Genomic DNA, 14,628 nt, shown 5'->3' with positions numbered 1-14,628 from the left:
CGTGCCCGTACCACCGGTCCGCGTACCCGTACTCGTCGGCGCACCCGGCACACAAAGCGTAGGGCCCGCACCCCCTTCGCAGGGAGTACGGGCCCAACTGGCCTTACCGGGCCGCGCACTTGCGGCTCGCAGACCTACTTCTTGATCAGCGAGCGCAGCACGTACTGCATGATGCCGCCGTTGCGGTAGTAGTCCGCCTCACCGGGGGTGTCGATGCGGACGACCGCGTCGAACTCCACACCGGAGTCGGTGGTGACCTTGACCGTGCGCGGCGTGGAGCCGTCGTTCAGCTCCGTCACGCCGGAGAAGGAGAAGGTCTCCTCACCGGTGAGGCCGAGCGAGGACGCGGTCTGGCCCTCCGGGTACTGGAGCGGCAGGACGCCCATGCCGATGAGGTTCGAGCGGTGGATGCGCTCGTACGACTCGGCGATGACGGCCTTCACGCCGAGGAGCGCGGTGCCCTTGGCGGCCCAGTCGCGGGACGAGCCGGAGCCGTACTCCTTGCCGGCCAGGACGACCAGCGGGATGCCCTGGTCGATGTAGTTGCGCGAGGCGTCGTAGATGAACGAGACCGGCGCGTCCTCCTGCGTGAAGTCACGCGTGAAGCCGCCCTCGGTGCCCGGCGCGATCTGGTTGCGCAGGCGGATGTTGGCGAACGTGCCACGGATCATGACCTCGTGGTTGCCGCGGCGCGAGCCGTAGCTGTTGAAGTCGCGGCGCTGCACGCCGTGCTCCGTGAGGTACTTGCCGGCCGGGGTGTCGGCCTTGATCGCACCGGCCGGGGAGATGTGGTCGGTGGTGACCGAGTCGCCCAGCTTCGCGAGGACGCGGGCGCCGGTGATGTCCTCGACCGGGGCCGGCTCGTGCGCCATGCCCTCGAAGTACGGGGGCTTGCGGACGTAGGTCGACTCGGGGTCCCACTCGAAGGTGTTGCCGGTGGGGATCGAGAGGGCCTGCCACTGGGCGTCGCCCGCGAAGACGTCCTCGTAGGACTTGTTGAACATGTCCTCGCCGATGGAGTTGGCGACGACGTCGTTCACCTCGGCCTCGGAGGGCCAGATGTCCTTGAGGTGGACCGGGTTGCCGTCCTGGTCGACGCCGAGGGCCTCGGTGGTGATGTCGATCTTCATCGAACCGGCCAGGGCGTACGCGACGACCAGCGGCGGGGACGCCAGGTAGTTCATCTTGACGTCGGGGTTGATGCGGCCCTCGAAGTTCCGGTTGCCGGAGAGGACCGACGTCACGGCCAGGTCGTGGTCGTTGACGGCCTTCGAGACCTCCTCGGGCAGCGGGCCCGAGTTGCCGATGCAGGTGGTGCAGCCGTAGCCGACGAGGTTGAAGCCGACCTTGTCGAGGTAGGGGGTGAGCCCCGCCTTGTCGAAGTAGTCGGTGACGACCTTGGAGCCGGGCGCGAGGGTGGTCTTGACCCAGGGCTTGCGGGTCAGGCCCTTCTCGACGGCCTTCTTCGCGACGAGCGCGGCGGCGACCATCACGTACGGGTTCGAGGTGTTGGTGCAGGAGGTGATCGCGGCGACGGTGACGGCGCCGTGGTCCAGCTCGTACGTCGAGCCGTCGGGGGCGGTCACCAGGACCGGGTTGGACGGGACGCCGTTGGTGGTGGCCGGGGAGTCGGAGGCCGGGAAGGACTCCTTGCCCGCCTCGTCCACGCTGTCGACGTAGTTGCGCACGTCGATCTTGAACTGCTCGGAGGCGTTGGCGAGGACGATGCGGTCCTGCGGACGCTTCGGGCCGGCGATCGACGGGACGACCGTGGAGAGGTCCAGCTCGAGCTTCTCGGAGAAGTCCGGCTCGGCGGCCGGGTCCAGCCAGAGGCCCTGCTCCTTGGCGTACGCCTCGACGAGGGCGACCTGCTGCGCGTCGCGGCCCGTCAGCTTCAGGTACTTCAGCGTCTCGTCGTCGATCGGGAAGATCGCGGCGGTGGAGCCGAACTCCGGCGACATGTTGCCGATGGTGGCGCGGTTGGCGAGGCTCGTGGCCGCCACACCCTCGCCGTAGAACTCGACGAACTTGCCGACGACGCCGTGCTTGCGCAGCATCTCGGTGATGGTGAGCACCAGGTCGGTGGCGGTGGTGCCGGCGGGCAGCTCACCGGTCAGCTTGAAGCCGACCACGCGCGGGATGAGCATGGAGACCGGCTGGCCGAGCATCGCGGCCTCGGCCTCGATGCCGCCGACGCCCCAGCCGAGGACGCCCAGGCCGTTGACCATCGTGGTGTGCGAGTCGGTGCCGACCAGCGTGTCGGGGTAGGCCTGGCCGTTACGGACCATGACCGTACGGGCCAGCTTCTCGATGTTGACCTGGTGGACGATGCCGGTGCCCGGGGGGACGACCTTGAAGTCGTCGAAGGCGGTCTGGCCCCAGCGCAGGAACTGGTAGCGCTCCTTGTTGCGGCCGTACTCCAGCTCGACGTTCTGGCCGAACGCGTCGGCGGTGCCGAACTTGTCGGCGATGACGGAGTGGTCGATGACCAGCTCGGCCGGGGAGAGCGGGTTGACCTTGTCCGCGTCGCCGCCGAGCTCCTTGACGGCCTCACGCATGGTGGCGAGGTCGACGACGCAGGGCACGCCGGTGAAGTCCTGCATGATCACGCGGGCCGGCGTGAACTGGATCTCCTGCGAGGGCTGGGCCTGGGAGTCCCAGCCGCCGATCGCACGGATGTGGTCGGCGGTGATGTTCGCGCCGTCCTCGGTACGGAGCAGGTTCTCAAGGAGGACCTTCAGGCTGTAAGGGAGCCGTGCGGAACCCTCGACCTTGTCCAGCTTGAAGATCTCGTACGACTCGTCGCCCACGCGCAGCGTGCTGCGGGCGTCGAAGCTGTTCGCCGACACGACAGTCTCCTTCATATTTGTGCGCGTTCGCTCACATCCTGCCGCCACGACTCCTCGTCGATCCGCTAAGGTAAGGCTTAGTTAGGTAACCCTTACCGAGTGGCGGCCTCTGGTGCGCCTCGGCAGATATCTCGATGTCGAGATAACTCTAGTACATGACCCGCGCGGGCGACGAGGCGCATGCCGCCAACCCGGCCGTTTGGCCCTTCCGGCAGTGACTCCAGCCGGAAGGGCGACTATGTAGTGCGTGAGGCGGGTCACACCTGCTGGACCTCAACTGCGGTTGAGCAAGCAGGCTTCCGGTCAGCGGGGCGATCGCTTCACGGTCGCCCGGGACCTGCGCTCATTGAGGAGTCTGTGATGGCTGACAACCGTGTCGTGGTGGTCACCGGTGCGACTGGCAAGCAGGGCGGCGCCACCGCCCGCGCCCTGCTGTCCCGCGGCTGGACGGTGCATGCGCTGGTGCGCGATACCGGCAAGGCGGAGGCTCTGGCGCTGAAGGAGGCCGGGGCCGTGCTGGTGCGCGGCGATCTCGACGACGCGGCCTCACTGGATGCGGCGCTGGCGGGGGCGTACGGGGTCTTCAGCGTGCAGACCTTCGCCGGGCCCGACGGCTTCGTCGGCGAGGCGCGGCAGGGCAAGGCCCTCGCGGACGCGGCGGCCCGGGCGGGCGTCGCGCACTTCGTCTACAGCTCCGTGGACGGCGCCGACCGGCCCGGTGAGGTGCGGCACTTCGCGAGCAAGGGGGAGGTCGAGCGGCACATCGAGGCGCTCGGGCTGCCGGCCACGGTGCTGCGCCCGTCGTTCTTCATCACCAACTTCGAAGGGCTCGGCCCGCAGTGGAGCGAGGGAGAACTGGTGCTCGCGCTGGCGCTCGCGCCGGAGACCCGGCTGCAGATGATCGCCCCCGGGGACATCGGGGTCATCGCCGCGGCCGCCTTCGACGCGCCTGCCGACTATCTGGGGCGCACCATCGAGATCGCCGGGGACGAGGCGACCGGCCCCCAGATGGCCGAGATCTTCGGTCGCGCCGCGGGCCGGCCGGTGCGCTTCGACGCCCTGCCGGTCGAGCAGGTGCGGGCGCACAGTGAGGAGATGGGGGCCATGTTCGACTGGTTCAACACCGTGGGCTTCCGCGCCGACCTGCCCGCGCTGCGCGAGCGCCACCCCGGGCTGACGAGCCTGGACGCGTGGGTGAGCGAGCGGTGGACGGCCCCGGCCGAGCCGGTGCGGGCTGCGTGAGGTCACGCCCCGCTGCCGATGACCGCGGTCCGTGAGCGCGCCGGGGCGGTGGCCTTGCGTGCCGCGCCGGTCTCCCGGAGGGTCAGCAGGCCGGTGATCGCGATCAGCGCCGCGGTCAGGCCGTGGACGCCGAGCGCGGTGGCGAGGGGGCCGTCGTGGGCCAGGACGTTGATCATGTCGCCGAACGGGGCGACGGCCTCCATCAGCAGGACCCACCCCAGGGCGCGGCGGTGGCCCGTCAGCAGGAGGACGCCGATGACCAGGCCCATCGAGAGTTCACGGGTGCCCTTCATGATGAGGAAGCCGTCGCCGTTGCCGGCGGGCCAGGTCGGCAGACCAACGCCGTGCGTGGACGCCTCCGGGGCCAGGATGAACAACGACCCGAGGTAGAGGACGAACAGGGCGCAGACGGTGGCCAGGACGGTGTTGACGTTCTTCAGCGACATGGTTCTTCTCCTTTGACGGGTGAGACTCCAGCTGACGGGTGGGACTAAAGCGGACACGACGCCGCCAACGTCCGTTTGCCAACAGCGTTGGCCTACGCTGTTGGCAAACGTAGAGCCGCGACTCTGGACTGTCAACACCCGTTGGTCTACGTTGTTGGCATGACCGGCACCACGGAGAACCAGCAGGCCGCACGGCGTTCCGACGCCACCCGCGCCACGATCCTCGACGCGGCCCGCGAGCGGTTCGTGGCGGACGGGTACGAGAAGGCGACCATCCGGGCCATCGCGCGCGACGCGAAGATCGACCCGTCCATGGTGATGCGCTACTACGGCAACAAGGCGGGCCTGTTCGCGGCGGCCGTCGCGATCGATCCCGGGTTGCCGGGTCTGCCCCTCGAACCGCGCGAGGAGATCGGCCGCACGCTGGTGCGGCACTTCCTCACCCTGTGGGAGGAGAACGGCGAGCTCACCGCGCTGATGCGGGTCGGCGCCACCGACCCGGCCGCCGCCGCTCGCATGGAGAGTGTGCTGCGCGACCAGATGATCCCGCTGGCCCAGCGGCTGGGCCACGACCCCGAGCAGGCGCAGGCGCGGGCCGCGCTGTGCGTCTCGACCGTGCTGGGGCTCGCGCTGACGCGTTACGTGCTGCGGTTCCCGGCGAGCGTGGCGCTCGGCCGCGAGGAGATCGTGGACTGGCTCGGACCCACGGTCCAGCGGTATCTCACCGCGCCTACGCCCTGACGGATGATGTATGGCGTATGACGTACGGCGGATGGCGGATGACGGATTCGTCCGTCTCCCCGCCCCTCAGCTCTCGCCCGTACGCACCGCCGCCACCGCCACCGTCACGTACCGCATCGTGAAGCTGCCGCCCATCGCGTCGACGGCCGTGCCCACCGCGGCCATCACGTGGGACTGGGCCTCCGCGGGCAGGCGGGTGAGGGCGCCCTGGGTCGGGAGCTGGTCCAGCCAGGCGTCCCGGGTGTACGTGCACTCCCAGGCCAGGCGCCACTCCTCCGGTTCCGCGAAGCCGCCCGCCCGGCGGATCCCGTCGGCCGCCTTGCCGAGGATGAGCCGGTACGAGTCCGTGGTTGCCGTCGTGGTCTTACTTACCGTCGTCGCCTGGGCAGCCAGCGGCGAGTCGGGCGCCGCCTCCCGGTAGGCCGTGGCGAACGCGTCCGCCACGGCGGCTGGCGGTTCGTGCACGTTCCAGAACGCCACGAGGCGGCCGCCGGGGCGCAGCACGCGCGCCGCCTTGGCCGCCCCCGCGACCGGGTCCACCCAGTGCCAGGCCTGGCCCGCGACCACCGCGTCGAAGCGGCGGCCCGCCGGGTCCCACTCCTCGACCGTCGCCACCTCGGTCTCGACGCCGAGCCGCCGGGCCAGTTCGGCCATCCGCCCGTCGGGCTCGACGCCCAGCACGGAGCAGCCCGCGGCCTGCAGTTGGCGGGCCGCGATGCCGGTGCCGCAGCCGACGTCGAGGACGGCGGGCGGGGGGCCGTCACCGACGATCCGGTGGATCAGGGCGTCCGGGTAGCGGGGCCGGGTCCTGTCGTACCGTTCGGCGTCCACGCCGAAGGACTCGGCGATACCGCGCTGCCGGTGGGGCTCGTTCTCCGGGATAGTGGGCATGCGCCCACTGTGAGTGGGCACGTGCCCACTCGTCAACGGGTCGGGCACGACCAGCAGGATCAGGCAGACACGAACCGTCGTATCGGACGGGCAAGACGGCCACAGGGCAGAGGAGAACGTATGGCGCCGACCGGGGTGGCCCTCCGCGATGTGCGCGAGCAGCTGTTCGGCGCCGCCGAACGCGTCCTGCTCCGCGCCGGACCGAACGCGCTGACCAGCCGCGCGGTGACCGAGGAGGCGGGCTGCGCCAAGGGCGTCCTGCACCGGCACTTCGCCGACTTCGACGCCTTCCTCGCCGAGCTGGTGCTCGACCGCATCGGCCGGCTCGACGCGCGCGGCGCCGCGCTGTGCGCCGCCGCCGGGACCGGCACCGTCGTCGGCCGGCTCACCGACGCGCTCACGGAGCTGTTCGGGCCCGTCGCCCTCGGCGTCCTCGGCCTGATCACCTCGCGGGACGCGCTGCGGGCGCGGCTGCGCCGTACCACGCCGGTCGGGATCCCCCTGCTGACGGAGGCCGCCGCCGTCCTCATCGCCTACCTCACGGCGGAGCGCGACCTCGGCCGGCTCGCCCCCGACGCCGACGTCGACACGCTCGCCCTCGCCCTGACCGGCGCCGGACACCTGCTCTTCGCCGGACACGAGGAAGGGCCGCCGGAGCCGGAGGCGGTACGCAAGGTCGTGGTCTCGGTGATCGGCGGGGCCGTACGCGAGGGGTGAGGCCCGGGAGGCGTCCGTCCGCTCAGCGCGCCGTCGGCCGCCGGGCCGAGGACGTGCGGACCACGAGCCCGGCCGGGACGACGACCAGACCCGGGAGCGGCGTGCCCGTGCCCTCGATCAGGTCTACGAGGGCAGCCACGGCGGTACGGGCCGTACGCGAGGGGTGAGGCCCCGGATGCCGCGTCCGGACGCTCAGCGCGCCGCCGTCCACCGGGCCGAAGACGCGCGGGCCACGAGGCCGGCCGGTACGACGACCAGGCCCGGGAGCGGCGTGCCGGTGCCCTCGATCAGGTCGACTAGGGCAGCCACCGCGGTACGGGTCGCCCGATCCGGGGCGAGGGTCACCGGGGGCTCGGCCGAGGTGAGGCCCCGGACGCGTCCGCCCGCTCAAGGCGCCGCCGGCCGCCGGGCCGAAGACGCGCGGACCACCAGCCCGGCCGGGACGACGACCAGGCCCGGGAGCGGCGTGCCCGTGCCCTCGATCAGGTCGACCAGGGCAGCCACCGCCGTACGGGCCGCCCGCTCCGGGGCCAGCGTCACCGTCGTCACCGGGGGTTCGGTCGTCGCGTAGGCCAGGTCCTCGCTCGCGCACACCAGGCGCACGTCGTCCGGGACGCGCAGGCCGTGCCGGGTCGCCGCGGCCAGGAGCTGGCGGCCGCCGGGGTCGTACGCCGCGTAGACCGCGTCGGCGCGGTGCGCACCCGTCAGCAGCGGGTCGAAGGCGTGGCCCCGGTCGTCGGTGGGGTCGAAGGGCACGATCAGCGGAGCCGCGCCGCGCTCCGCGCACCACCGCAGGTACGTCGCCGTCACCGCGCGGGCGTAGTGCTCGTCGCCGTTGCCCGCCTGCAGGGCCGGGCGGCGGGCGCCGGCGGCGGCGAGGTGGTCGAGGACCGTGCGGGTGGTCGCCTCGTGGTCGTTGTCGACCCAGTGGTCGCCGGGGCGCGGGTCGCCGGGGAGGCCGTCGAAGACGAGCGGGATGCCGCGGGCGCGCAGGGCCCGGACCATCGGGTCGCCGGGCGGGCTGTCCACGATCAGCATGCCGTCGACGGCGAGACCGTGCCAGGAGTCGTCGGCGGCGCGGTCGGCAGGCAGCGTGGTGAGGGCGTAACCGCGCGCGTGGGCCGCCGAGGTGGCCGCGGTGACGGCACGGGAGAAGTAGGCGATGTCGGTGTAGTTCCAGGCGGCGGGGAACGTGGTGACGGCGATGCCCAGGGTGCGGCTGCGCGGCGGCCCCGGGGTGCCGTAGCCGAGCCGGGTCGCGGTGTCGCGGACCCGGCGGCGGGTGGCGTCGGCGATCCGGCCGGTGCCGTTGAGGGCGTGCGAGACGGTCGCCGTCGAAACCTCCGCGGCGCGGGCTATGTCGGCGAGAGTCGGCCCTGGCACGCGGCTCATCGTACGGAATCCGTGGCGCGCGGCGGGTTCTGGTTAACGGGTTACTCGTCGAGGGTTCCCTCCACTCGCTTCCCCTACGCGTTGGAGTGTGGCCATGTCCCAGCCGTCCCAGCCGTCTCAACCGTCCCAGCCATCTCAGCCGTCCGTCCTCCCGCTCTCCCGGCGCGGCCTCCTCGCCGCGGGAGCCGCAGGAGTCGCAGGAGCGGCCGGGCTCGTCGCCGCCGCGGGGCCCGCCGCGGCCTCCGCACCCGCACCGGCGTCCGCGCGGCGCAGGTCCGCCGCCCTCGTCGTACACAACGCCCGTGTCTTCACCGGCACTTCGGGCCACGGCCGACCCGACGCCAGGGCCGACGCCGTGGCCGTGGGCCGGGACGGGCGGATCCTCGCCGTCGGCACCGACGCCGTCGTCAAGCGCTTCGCCGGGCGCGACACCGAGGTCGTCGACGCCCGGGGCGGCACCCTCATGAGCGGCGTCCACGACGGGCACGCCCACCCGATGGACGCCGCGAACCGCTCGCTGCGGCCCTCCCTCGCGAGCGCCGAGCAGACCGTGGAGGAGCTGCGCAAGACGCTGACCGGGTTCCTGGAGGACTCCGCGGAGCAGGAGCCGGACGGCTGGCTGGTGGTGGAGGACTGGAACCCGGTCGGGCTGCTCCCCCGCGGCACGGCCCCGCACCACTCCCTGCTCGACGCCCTGCCGACCCGGCGCCCCATCGCCCTGCGCGGCGGCGACGGCCACAACCTCTGGGCCAATCAGCGCGCCCTCGACATCGCGAAGATCACCGCGGCCACCCCCGACCCGGTCGGCGGCACGATCGTCAAGGGCGCGGACGGCGAGCCCACCGGCGTACTCAAGGACGACGCCCAGCCGCTCGTCTCCCGGCACATCCCCGAGCCGGACGCGACCCGGCTCACGGACGCCGCCGCGAAGATCTTCGCCGAGGCCGCCGCGTCCGGCATCACCACCTTCATGGAAGCCGTGGTGGGCCGCGACGAGCTGAAGGTCTATCAGCGGCTCGCCGAGTCCGGGCGGCTGCCCCAGCGCATCGTGCCCGCCCTGCGCATCGAGACCGAGCTGACGAAGGACCCGGCCGCGGCGCTCGCGTACGCGAAGGAGCTGCGGGCGGACTTCCAGGGCGTACGCGGACTGCGCTTCGGCACGGTCAAGGTCTTCCTCGACGGCGTCATCGAGTACCCCGCCCAGACCGCCGCGCTCCTTGAGCCCTACCTGGACGAGGACGGCAGGCCGACCGACCACCGCGGCGAGCTGTACGTGTCGTCCGCCGACTACGGCCGGCTGAGCGCCGCCTTCAACGCCGAGGGCTGGCAGATGCACGCCCACGCCATCGGCGACCGCGCCGTGCGCACCTCCCTCGACGGATACGCGTACGCCCTGCGCAAGACCGGCCGCCGCGATCTGCGCAACACCACGGCCCACCTCCAACTGGTCGACCCCGCCGACCTCCCCCGCTTCGCCGCGCTCGGCGTCGTCGCCTGCATGCAGCTCCAGTGGGCCACCCGCAACGTCTGGACCATGGACGCGCTGCGGCCCTACATCGGCGCGGCACGCCACCGATGGCTGTACCCGGCGCGCAGTCTGCGCGAGCGGCGCGCGGCCCTCGCGGGTGGCTCGGACTGGCCGGTCGACCCCCTGCAGGTCTGGAACCAGATCCGCACCGCGACCGACCGCGAGGGCATGGAGGGCGAGGGCGACCTGTACCGCGCCCAGGAAGGGATCAGCCGGACGTCCTCCCTGCTCATGCACACCGTGGGCACCGCACGGCAACTGCGCTCCGAGCACCTCACCGGCACCGTGGAGAGGGGGAAGGCGGCCGATCTCGTGCTCCTGGACCGCGATGTGACGCGGTGTCCGGTGGCCGATATCAGCTCTGTCGACGTGCGCATGACCCTGGTGGGAGGCACAGTGGTGCACGACGCGCAGTCGTCGGCAGGACGCGCGGCCGCCGCCCGGGTGACGCGGGCGGCGGCGGGGCCCCGGCCCACGTCGTACGCGTCGGTGCACGGCGGCCGGCACGCCTCGTGCGGGTGCGGCTGACCGCCCCCGGCGCCACGGTCGGGCAGGGGTACGGCCGAACTGCCGGGCGCGGGACGGTCCGCGGAGAACCCGTCGGACGGCCGCTCCCCATATGGCCCACCCCCGCGCGCTCTTCATCTCATATCTGAGATAGCCTTCGACGCATGGCAGACGACTACCTCGTACGCATCGGCAAGCTCATCCGTGACGCCCGGCAGCACCGGGGCTGGACACAGACGCAGCTCGCCGAGGCGCTCTCCACCAGCCAGAGCGCCGTGAACCGCATCGAGCGCGGCAACCAGAACATCAGCCTTGAGATGATCGCCCGGATCGGCGAGGCGCTCGACAGCGAGATCGTGTCGCTCGGCTATGCCGGGCCGATGCACCTGCGGGTGGTCGGCGGCCGCCGGCTCTCCGGCTCCATCGACGTGAAGACGAGCAAGAACGCGTGCGTGGCGCTGCTCTGCGCGTCCCTCCTCAACAAGGGCCGCACGGTGCTGCGCCGCGTCGCCCGCATCGAGGAGGTCTACCGCCTCCTGGAGGTCCTCAACTCCATCGGCGTACGCACCCGTTGGATCAACGACGGCGTCGACCTGGAGATCGTGCCGCCCGCCCGGCTCGAAATGGAGGCCATCGACGCGGAGGCCGCGCGCCGCACCCGCTCCATCATCATGTTCCTGGGCCCGCTGCTGCACCGCCTCGACCACTTCAAGCTGCCGTACGCGGGCGGCTGCGACCTGGGCACCCGCACGATCGAGCCACACATGATCGCGCTGCGCCGGTTCGGTCTGGAGATCGCGGCGACCGAGGGGCTGTATCACGCCGAGGTGTCGCGCGACGTCAGCCCCGACCGCCCCATCGTCCTCACCGAGCGCGGGGACACCGTCACCGAGAACGCGCTGCTCGCCGCGGCGCGCAGCGCCGGCACCACCGTCATCCGCAACGCCTCGTCGAACTACATGGTCCAGGACCTGTGCTTCTTCCTGGAGGCGCTCGGCGTCAAGGTCGAGGGCATCGGCACGACCACGCTGACCGTGCACGGCGTGCCCACCATCGACGTCGACGTGGACTACTCCCCCTCCGAGGACCCGGTCGAGGCGATGAGCCTGCTGGCGGCCGCGGTCGTCACGGAGTCCGAGCTGACGGTCCGCCGGGTGCCGATCGAGTTCCTGGAGATCGAGCTCGCGGTCCTGGAGGAGATGGGCCTGGACCACGACCGCACCGCGGAGTACCCCGCGGACAACGGCCGTACGCGCCTGATCGACCTCACGGTGCGGCCCTCCAAGCTGGAGGCGCCGATCGACAAGATCCACCCGATGCCGTTCCCCGGCCTGAACATCGACAACGTCCCCTTCTTCGCGGCCATCGCGGCGGCGGCGCAGGGCAAGACGCTGATCCACGACTGGGTCTACGACAACCGGGCGATCTACCTCACGGACCTCAACCGCCTCGGCGGCCGCCTCCAACTCCTCGACCCGCACCGGGTCCTGGTGGAGGGCCCCACCCGCTGGCGCGCCGCGGAAATGATGTGCCCACCGGCCCTGCGCCCCGCCGTGGTCGTCCTGCTCGCGATGATGGCGGCGGAGGGCACGTCGGTCCTGCGGAACGTGTACGTGATCAACCGCGGCTACGAGGACCTGGCGGAGCGCCTGAACTCGGTGGGCGCACAGATCGAGACGTTCCGGGACATCTGACGTCTCAGGGAAGACGTGTCGCCACACCCCTGCTGCCCTGAGTGGACGCGAGGCAGGAGGGGTGTGGCGGACGGGCATCATCCCGACAGCGCATGCCTCCGCTCGGGGCGGAACGCGCTGCCACAGCCATGCCCGCCCGGCACGGACCATGCTCCTCGATCCGGACACCGGCTCGCCCATCATGGCCCGCACCGAAACCCGGCCGCCATAATGGAGTCATGGCATCCAGCCCACACGATCCCGCCTCCGTGTCGACGGACCTCCTTGGCACCGACGTCGAGGACCTCGCGCTGTACCGGGAGAAGTTCCGTCGCCGTCTGCCGGAGTCGCTGGACGAATTGCACGGCCCCACCCAGGGGGTCGTCGAGCTACCGCTGCACGTGGCCTGGTCCGGCATGACCTCGTACGACCTGGGCAAACCTCGCCAGTGCATGGGCCTGTACCGCACCGTCCTGCACGAGGGCCTGCACGACGACCTGCCCCGCTACCTCAACCAGGACCTGCTGCTCCAGTTGTGGCCGGTACTGCGCACCCTCGTCGGCCGCACCGTGCGCACCGTATGGGAAGACGCCTTCCCTCAGCTGGCCTCCCGCACCCAGGCCGCCGCGTGACGGACATGCCGGAGCTGCACACGCGGCTCCTGGCCGATGTGATCGCCCTCGGCTCGCCGTATCCCCTGGTCCTCACCGGCGGATATGCCGTGCGGGCGCACCACCTCGTCAACCGCCCCAGCCAGGACCTCGACGTCGCCACCGAGAACCCAGCGCCCATGGCCGAGATCGCCGCCACGCTCCGCGTCGGCCTGGAAGCCCGCGGCTGGGAGGTGCGCGCGCTGGAGACCGCCCCGCTGTCCGCCCGCTTCACCGTGACCGACCCCGCCACCGGGCAGGAATGCGAAGTCGACATCCTCAAAGAGATCTTCTGGCGGCCGGTCGCCCAAAGCCCGTACGGGCCCGTCCTCGCGGAGGAGGACGTGATCGGGACCAAGGTCCGTGCCCTCGCCGACCGAGGTGCGCCCCGCGATCTGATCGACGTGTTCGCAGCTTCCCGCCGCTGGACGAATGCCGAGCTCGAAGAGTTCGGACGCCGCCACGCACGCGGCCGCTTCGAGCGCGAGGATCTGCAGGCGAACCTCACCGGCGCCGAGTGGACCGACGACGAAGCCTTCGCTGCCTATGGACTCGATGACGCCACCATCACCACCCTTCGCAACTGGGCCGTGGAGTGGGCCGACGATCTCGCGGCCCGTCTCCTCGAAGAATCCGGTGAACCGGACATCGGGTAATGCCTGACGCTCCCCTCTCTTCGGGGGAGTACGGACCGTGCCCGTCCGTCCTTTGTGACGGGGCATACGGACCCATGGAGGTGGACCTTCGTTTCCTCTCGTGGCAAACGGTTACTTGTGGGGCATGGTCGATGAGCCGGATGACGCACCTCAGCAAGACGCCCGTACGCACCGGATGGGGGACCTCCTCCGCCGGGTCGGGCGGGCCTATGATCCGCGAGGGGAGCACAAGGTCGGCGGGCACGCCGGGGCCGTGGTCGCCTTTGGGGCTTACGCGGCCGCCTGGGGTGCCGTGCTGGGGCGGCGGAAGGTGAAGCTGCCGGGCCGCTGCGAGCCGGGGGACATCGTGCTGACGGCGACCGCCGTGTTCCGGCTGAGCCGGCTGCTCAGCAAGGGGTCCGTGACGAGCCCGCTGCGGGCGCCGTTCACCCGGTTCGAGGAGGCGTCGGGGCCCGCCGAGGTGCACGAGAGCCCGCGCGGCGGCGCCGTCAGGTCGACGGTGGGTGAACTGGTGACCTGCCCGTTCTGCCTGAGCGTCTGGCTGACCACCACGTTCACCGGGGCCCGCCTGCTGTGGCCGGACGCCACCCGGGCCGTCACCGGTGGCCTCACCGCGCTGGCGCTCTCCGACACCATGCAACTCGGCTACGACTGCCTGCTGCAGCGCAACGAGGAGTGACCCGCCGTGACGGCCCGGGAGGGGGCCGTTACAGCGGTTGGCCGTCACGGCGGGTGGCCGCTACTCCTTGCCCATCGCCTTGCGCACGGCGTCCCTCGTGCGGTCCATCAGGGCCGCGACGGGCCCCAGGGCCATGTTCGCCGCGCCCGACTCCACGCCGGGGTGGGGCCGCGTCGGTGCCATCGCCTCGGCGGCCTTGACCGCCTTCGCCATCGCCGCCAGGTCGGTGACGTCGGTGCTGCGACGGATGTGCGTGAACTCGTACCGTTCCTCCGCCCGCGCGTGCTCCTGGACGTCCTTGCGCAGCTTCAGGAGCTGCGGCATGAACTTCGGGTCGTCGGTGTCGTAGTCGTCCAGGTCCGCCAGGGTCTCCTTGGCGGCCTTCTCCTCGGCGAGCCGGTCGTCCACGACCTGTGTGCCGCCGGCGAAGGCGTGGCGGGCGAAGGGATGGACGACCTCCTCCTCCGCGGTCTCGTGCACGGCGAGCAGGCGCACCAGGTGCCGCCAGGCCGTGCGGCGCTCGTCACCGGTCGCGGCCTCGACCTCGTCGAAGAGGTTGCGGATGTCGCCGTGCTGGCGCATCAGCAGGCCGACGACGTCGGTGTCCTCGGCGTGGTCGGCACCGGCCTGGGGGGTGTGGAGGGTGGACATGCCGCC

Annotated in this window: 13 protein-coding genes; 8 read left to right on the top strand and 5 right to left on the bottom strand. The window is 71.7% G+C overall.

The features are described 5' to 3' along the window. Positions 1-134: 134 nt before the first annotated feature. Entirely contained in the window at positions 135-2,849 is a 2,715-nt protein-coding gene (acnA, locus tag ACZ6CV_RS21040) for an aconitate hydratase AcnA (protein ID WP_469252259.1), read from the bottom strand. A gap of 360 nt (positions 2,850-3,209) precedes the next feature. On the opposite strand from acnA, the gene ACZ6CV_RS21035 reads away from it, so the two are divergent. Then, positions 3,210-4,091: an NmrA/HSCARG family protein gene (locus ACZ6CV_RS21035; RefSeq protein ID WP_469252258.1), complete on the top strand. Its 882-nt coding sequence runs from the start codon at positions 3,210-3,212 to the stop codon at positions 4,089-4,091. 2 nt (positions 4,092-4,093) lie between these two features. Here ACZ6CV_RS21035 and ACZ6CV_RS21030 read toward each other — a convergent pair whose 3' ends face one another. Beyond that, positions 4,094-4,537 (bottom strand): DUF4267 domain-containing protein, encoded by a 444-nt coding sequence (locus ACZ6CV_RS21030; protein ID WP_469252257.1) that lies wholly within the window; start codon positions 4,535-4,537, stop codon positions 4,094-4,096. Between the two features lie 159 nt (positions 4,538-4,696). On the opposite strand from ACZ6CV_RS21030, the gene ACZ6CV_RS21025 reads away from it, so the two are divergent. Continuing rightward, entirely contained in the window at positions 4,697-5,278 is a 582-nt protein-coding gene (locus ACZ6CV_RS21025) for a TetR/AcrR family transcriptional regulator (RefSeq protein ID WP_469252256.1), read from the top strand. Positions 5,279-5,344: 66 nt separating this feature from the next. Here the strand turns inward: ACZ6CV_RS21025 and ACZ6CV_RS21020 are convergent, their stop codons facing one another. Continuing rightward, a complete protein-coding gene (locus tag ACZ6CV_RS21020) occupies positions 5,345-6,169 on the bottom strand; it encodes a class I SAM-dependent methyltransferase (protein ID WP_469252255.1) in 825 nt (274 codons plus the stop codon). Positions 6,170-6,289: 120 nt separating this feature from the next. Here ACZ6CV_RS21020 and ACZ6CV_RS21015 point away from each other — a divergent pair, with 120 nt between their 5' ends. Further along, positions 6,290-6,886, top strand: a complete 597-nt coding sequence (locus ACZ6CV_RS21015) for a TetR/AcrR family transcriptional regulator (RefSeq protein ID WP_469252254.1) — start codon at positions 6,290-6,292, stop codon at positions 6,884-6,886. A 387-nt stretch (positions 6,887-7,273) separates the two neighbouring features. Here the strand turns inward: ACZ6CV_RS21015 and ACZ6CV_RS21010 are convergent, their stop codons facing one another. After that, positions 7,274-8,278 (bottom strand): LacI family DNA-binding transcriptional regulator, encoded by a 1,005-nt coding sequence (locus ACZ6CV_RS21010; RefSeq protein ID WP_469252253.1) that lies wholly within the window; start codon positions 8,276-8,278, stop codon positions 7,274-7,276. Positions 8,279-8,372: 94 nt separating this feature from the next. Here ACZ6CV_RS21010 and ACZ6CV_RS21005 point away from each other — a divergent pair, with 94 nt between their 5' ends. From ACZ6CV_RS21005 to ACZ6CV_RS20985, 5 genes are all read left to right on the top strand, one after another. After that, a complete protein-coding gene (locus tag ACZ6CV_RS21005; RefSeq protein WP_469252252.1) occupies positions 8,373-10,334 on the top strand; it encodes an amidohydrolase in 1,962 nt (653 codons plus the stop codon). A 143-nt stretch (positions 10,335-10,477) separates the two neighbouring features. Next, positions 10,478-12,007, top strand: coding sequence for a helix-turn-helix domain-containing protein (locus tag ACZ6CV_RS21000; RefSeq protein ID WP_362366873.1), 1,530 nt, complete (start codon positions 10,478-10,480; stop codon positions 12,005-12,007). Positions 12,008-12,225: 218 nt separating this feature from the next. Then, on the top strand, positions 12,226-12,618 hold the full coding sequence (locus tag ACZ6CV_RS20995; RefSeq protein ID WP_469252251.1) for a hypothetical protein: 393 nt from the start codon (positions 12,226-12,228) through the stop codon (positions 12,616-12,618). A gap of 5 nt (positions 12,619-12,623) precedes the next feature. Then, the gene (locus tag ACZ6CV_RS20990; RefSeq protein WP_469252250.1) at positions 12,624-13,292 is read left to right on the top strand and encodes a nucleotidyl transferase AbiEii/AbiGii toxin family protein; all 669 of its coding nucleotides are present in this window, start codon (positions 12,624-12,626) and stop codon (positions 13,290-13,292) included. 253 nt (positions 13,293-13,545) lie between these two features. Next, a complete protein-coding gene (locus ACZ6CV_RS20985; protein WP_469252249.1) occupies positions 13,546-13,971 on the top strand; it encodes a DUF1360 domain-containing protein in 426 nt (141 codons plus the stop codon). A gap of 60 nt (positions 13,972-14,031) precedes the next feature. Here the strand turns inward: ACZ6CV_RS20985 and ACZ6CV_RS20980 are convergent, their stop codons facing one another. Further along, positions 14,032-14,622, bottom strand: coding sequence for a hemerythrin domain-containing protein (locus tag ACZ6CV_RS20980; protein ID WP_469252248.1), 591 nt, complete (start codon positions 14,620-14,622; stop codon positions 14,032-14,034). Positions 14,623-14,628 lie beyond the last annotated feature (6 nt).

Source organism: Streptomyces sp. NPDC041713, from assembly GCF_055591085.1.
Note: the sequence above shows the minus strand (reverse complement) of the source record. Positions and strands in the feature narration are given on the sequence as shown.

What these genes read in the sequence shown, in the direction of transcription:
- ACZ6CV_RS21025 (WP_469252256.1), top strand. Translation starts at nt 4,697, where the DNA reads ATGACCGGCACCACGGAGAACCAGCAGGCCGCACGGCGTTCCGACGCC.
- ACZ6CV_RS21005 (WP_469252252.1), top strand. Translation starts at nt 8,373, where the DNA reads ATGTCCCAGCCGTCCCAGCCGTCTCAACCGTCCCAGCCATCTCAGCCG.
- ACZ6CV_RS21010 (WP_469252253.1), bottom strand. Translation starts at nt 8,278, where the DNA reads ATGAGCCGCGTGCCAGGGCCGACTCTCGCCGACATAGCCCGCGCCGCG.
- ACZ6CV_RS21000 (WP_362366873.1), top strand. Translation starts at nt 10,478, where the DNA reads ATGGCAGACGACTACCTCGTACGCATCGGCAAGCTCATCCGTGACGCC.
- ACZ6CV_RS21015 (WP_469252254.1), top strand. Translation starts at nt 6,290, where the DNA reads ATGGCGCCGACCGGGGTGGCCCTCCGCGATGTGCGCGAGCAGCTGTTC.
- ACZ6CV_RS20990 (WP_469252250.1), top strand. Translation starts at nt 12,624, where the DNA reads ATGCCGGAGCTGCACACGCGGCTCCTGGCCGATGTGATCGCCCTCGGC.
- ACZ6CV_RS21035 (WP_469252258.1), top strand. Translation starts at nt 3,210, where the DNA reads ATGGCTGACAACCGTGTCGTGGTGGTCACCGGTGCGACTGGCAAGCAG.
- ACZ6CV_RS20995 (WP_469252251.1), top strand. Translation starts at nt 12,226, where the DNA reads ATGGCATCCAGCCCACACGATCCCGCCTCCGTGTCGACGGACCTCCTT.
- ACZ6CV_RS21030 (WP_469252257.1), bottom strand. Translation starts at nt 4,537, where the DNA reads ATGTCGCTGAAGAACGTCAACACCGTCCTGGCCACCGTCTGCGCCCTG.
- ACZ6CV_RS21020 (WP_469252255.1), bottom strand. Translation starts at nt 6,169, where the DNA reads ATGCCCACTATCCCGGAGAACGAGCCCCACCGGCAGCGCGGTATCGCC.
- ACZ6CV_RS20980 (WP_469252248.1), bottom strand. Translation starts at nt 14,622, where the DNA reads ATGTCCACCCTCCACACCCCCCAGGCCGGTGCCGACCACGCCGAGGAC.